The following is a 4,094-nucleotide window of genomic DNA, read 5'->3' on the forward strand; positions in this document are numbered from 1 at the left end:
CTCGGCTTCTGCTGCGCCGTCTCCCGCCCCGGCCGCCTCTCGCTGAAAGGGGGCCCCGCATGGCACGTTTTTTCATCGAGCGCCCCATCTTCGCGTGGGTGATCGCGCTGTTCATCCTCGTTTTCGGCGGCGTGGCGATCACGCAGCTGCCGATCGCGCAGTACCCCAACGTGGCCCCGCCTGCCGTGGTCATCAGCGCCACTTACCCGGGCGCTTCGGCCCGCACGCTGGATGATTCCGTCGTCAGCGTGATCGAGCAGGAGCTCAACGGCGCGCCTGGCCTGGCCTACATGGAGTCGGTCAGCCAGGCCAACGGCACGGCGCAGATCACCGTCACCTTCGAGACCGGCACCAACATCGACCTGGCCCAGGTCGAGGTGCAGAACCGCCTCTCGCGCGCCACGCCACGTCTGCCCTCGGCGGTGACGCAGCAGGGCGTGAAGGTCGACAAATCGCGCAGCAACTTCCTGATGTTCGTGATGCTGTCGTCGACCAACCCGGCCTACGACCCCATTGCGCTGGGCGATTACGCCTCGCGCAACGTCGTGCCCGAGATGCAGCGCGTGCCCGGTATCGGCCAGGCGCAGCTGTTCGGCACCGAGCNNCGCCATGCGCATCTGGGTGGACCCGGCCAAGCTGGTGTCCTTCGGCCTGAGCGTCGCCGACGTCAACGCTGCCATCCGCGCACAGAACGCGCTGGTGCCCGCTGGCGGCATCGGTGAGCGCCCCAACCTGATCGACCAGACCATGTCGGCCACGGTCGTGGTCAGTGGGCAGTTCACCAAGGTCGAGCAGTTCGGCAACATCGTGCTGCGCGCCAAGGCCGACGGTGCCACGGTGCGCCTCAAGGACGTTGCCCGCATCGAGCTCGGCGCCCAGACCTACGGCACCTATGCGCGCCTGAACGGCAAACAATCGGTGGGCATCGGCCTGCAGCTGTCGCCCTCCGGCAATGCCCTGGCCACCGCCGAAGCCGTGCGCAAGCGGCTCGACGAGTTGCGTCGCTACTTCCCCTCGGGCGTGGACTACTCCGTGCCCTACGACACCTCGGGCTTCATCGCCATCTCGATCGAGCAGGTGGTGCACACCCTCATCGAAGCCGTGGTGCTGGTGTTCCTGGTGATGTACCTGTTCCTGCAGAACATCCGCTACACGCTGATCCCGACGCTGGTGGTGCCCGTGGCGCTGCTGGGCACCTTCGGGGTGATGTCGGTGATGGGCTTTTCGATCAACGTGCTGACGATGTTCGGCATGGTGCTGGCCATCGGCATCCTGGTGGACGACGCCATCGTGGTGGTCGAGAACGTCGAGCGCATCATGGTGGAAGAGGGGCTGAGCCCTCTGGAGGCCACGCGCAAGGCCATGGGCCAGATCAGCGGCGCCATCGTGGGCATCACGGTCGTGCTGGTCTCGGTTTTCATCCCGATGGCCTTTTTCTCGGGCTCGGTGGGCAACATCTACCGGCAGTTCTCGCTGTCGATGGTGGCCTCGATGCTGTTCTCGGCCTTCCTGGCGCTGTCGCTCACGCCCGCCTTGTGCGCCACGCTGCTCAAGCCCGTGGCCGATGACCACCATGAAAAGCGCGGCTTCTTCGGCTGGTTCAACCGCTTCTTCAAGTCGACCACGCACGGCTACGAAAGCTGGGCCGGCAAGCTGGTGCACCGCGGTGGCCGTGTGCTGCTGATTTACGTGGCCCTCATCGCCGTGGTGGGCTGGTTGTACGTGCGCATGCCTTCATCCTTCCTGCCCAGCGAAGACCAGGGCAACCTGATCGTCAACATCCAGCTGCCGCCGGGGGCCACGAACAACCGCACCGAGCAGGTCGTCAAGCAGGTCGAAGACTGGTTCCTCAAGCAGCCGCAAGTGCAGTCCATCGTCGGCGTGGTCGGTTTCAGCTTCTCGGGCACCGGCCAGAACGCGGCCTTGGGCTTCGTCACCTTGAAGGACTGGCATGAGCGCCCGGGTGAAGAGAACTCGGCGCAAGCCCTGGTGGGGCGTGCTTTCGCTGGCCTGGCCGGCATCCGTGATGCCTTCATCTTCCCGCTGAACCCGCCTGCCATCCGCGAGCTGGGCAATGCCACGGGCTTTGCCGTGCGCATCCAGGACCGCGCCGGCCTGGGGCCAGATGCCCTGCTGGCCGCGCGCAACCAGGTGCTGGGCATGGCCATGAAGAACCCAGTGCTCACCGGTGTGCGACCCGATGGCCTGGAAGACGCGCCGCAGCTGCAGGTCGACATCGACCGCGACAAGGCCGCAGCGCTGGGCGTGGGCTTTGACGCCATCAGCACCGCGCTGGGTTCGTCCCTCGGCTCGGCCTACGTCAACGACTTCCCCAACGCCGGGCGCATGCAGCGCGTGGTGGTGCAGGCCGATGCGAAGGACCGCATGCAGCCCGAGCAGATCCTGCAGATCAACGTGGTCAACGGCAGCGGCCAGAGCGTGCCCCTGTCGGCCTTCGCCAGCACGCGCTGGATCAAGGGCCAGATGCAGGCGGTGCGCTACAACGGCTACCCGGCCATGCGCATCTCGGGTGACGCGGCGGCGGGTTACTCCACCGGCCAGGCCATGGCCGAGATCGAGAAGATCGCGCAGCAGCTGCCACCGGGCATCGGCATCGAGTGGACGGGCCTGTCGCGTGAAGAAAAGCTCTCGGGCTCGCAGGCCACGATGCTGCTGGCCTTCTCGCTGCTGGCCGTGTTCCTGTGCCTGGCTGCGCTGTATGAGAGCTGGTCCATCCCGATGGCCGTGCTGCTGGTGGTGCCGCTGGGCATCTTCGGGGCGCTGGTCGGGGCGCTGATGGGCGCCATGCCCAACGACGTCTACTTCAAGGTGGGCCTGATCACGGTGATGGGCCTGTCGGCCAAGAACGCCATCCTGATCATCGAGTTCGCCAAAGAGCTCCAGGAAAAGGGCATGGACTTGTTCGAGGCCACGCTGCAGGCCTGCCACCTGCGTTTCCGCCCGATCATCATGACCTCGCTGGCCTTCATCCTGGGCGTGCTGCCCCTGGTGCTGGCCAACGGCGCCGGCTCGGCCGCGCAGCGCGCCATCGGCACCGGCGTGATGAGCGGCATGATTTCCGCTACGGTGCTGGCCGTGCTCTTCGTGCCGGTATTCTTCGTGGTCATCCGTCGATTTTTCCCTGGCAAGCCTGTGTCGAAAGACGCCGCTGACCTGGAGTCCAACCATGCCTGAGTCCTTGGTGCCCGTGGCGCCCACCGCTTCTGTTGCTTTGTTTGTCGATCGCCTGCCGGTTCGTCGCCTGATCAGCGCCGCCGCCGTGCTGGCGCTGGCGGGTTGCTCTCTGGCGCCCACCTACCAGCGGCCCGAGCTGCCGGTCCCGGCTGCCTTGCCGCAGGCTGCTGCAGCCTCTCAGGCAACGAACGCCCCGGGTGCCTTGGTGCAAGCCCCAGCCGTCGACATCGCCGCCGTGCCCTGGCGCGAGTACTTCCCTGACCCGCGCCTGCAGTCGCTGATCTGCGAGGCCCTGGCCCACAACCGCGACCTGCGTGTGGCCATCCTGACCATCGAGGCGCAGCGTGCGGCCTACCAGATCCAGGCCGCCGACCGCGTGCCCAATGTCAACGCCAGCATCAGCGGCACCCGACAGCCCTCGGCCGCGCCTCCCTATGCATTGGGCACGCAGGTCACCGGTGGGCTGGTCATCCCCTCGTTCGAGATCGACCTGTTCGGCCGCGTGCGCTCGCTGACCGAAGCCGCTTCGGCCCAGGTGCTGGCATCCGAAGAAGCCCGCCGCGCCGCGCACATCAGCCTGGTGGCCGCCGTGGCCAACGCCTACTACACCGTGTGGGCCGACCGCTGGCAGCTGGCGCTGGCCGAGCAGACGCTGCAGACCCGCCAGGACGCGCTCAAGCTTTCCCAGCTCAAGTACGACAACGGTGTGCTCAACGAGCTGGACCTGCGCTCTTCGCAGTCCCAGGTTGAAGCCGCTCGCGTGGCCCGTGCCCAGGCCCAACGCCTGCTCGCGCAGGACCAGCAATCGCTGGCCGTGCTGGTGGGCAAGCCGGTGCCCGCCGAGTGGTTGCCACCCGCGCCTGAGTCGCTGGCCAAGGCTGCTGCGAGCGCCCCACCGG

Annotated in this window: 1 protein-coding gene and 1 pseudogene; both read left to right on the top strand. The window is 67.0% G+C overall.

Annotation, left to right across the window (positions count from 1 at the left end; all coding sequences use genetic code 11):
- The first annotated feature begins 59 nt into the window (after window positions 1–59).
- Window positions 60–3,195, top strand: a pseudogene (locus tag B2W70_RS16700) (efflux RND transporter permease subunit).
- Window positions 3,188–4,094, top strand: a 907-nt coding sequence (locus B2W70_RS16705; RefSeq protein WP_286747382.1) for a TolC family protein, incomplete at its 3' end; no start/stop codon positions are given. The pseudogene B2W70_RS16700 and the gene B2W70_RS16705, both read left to right, overlap by 8 nt.

This window comes from Aquabacterium sp. UBA2148, assembly GCF_002328915.1.
In the GTDB taxonomy this organism is placed as follows: Bacteria; Pseudomonadota; Gammaproteobacteria; order Burkholderiales; family Burkholderiaceae_C; genus Aquabacterium; species Aquabacterium parvum.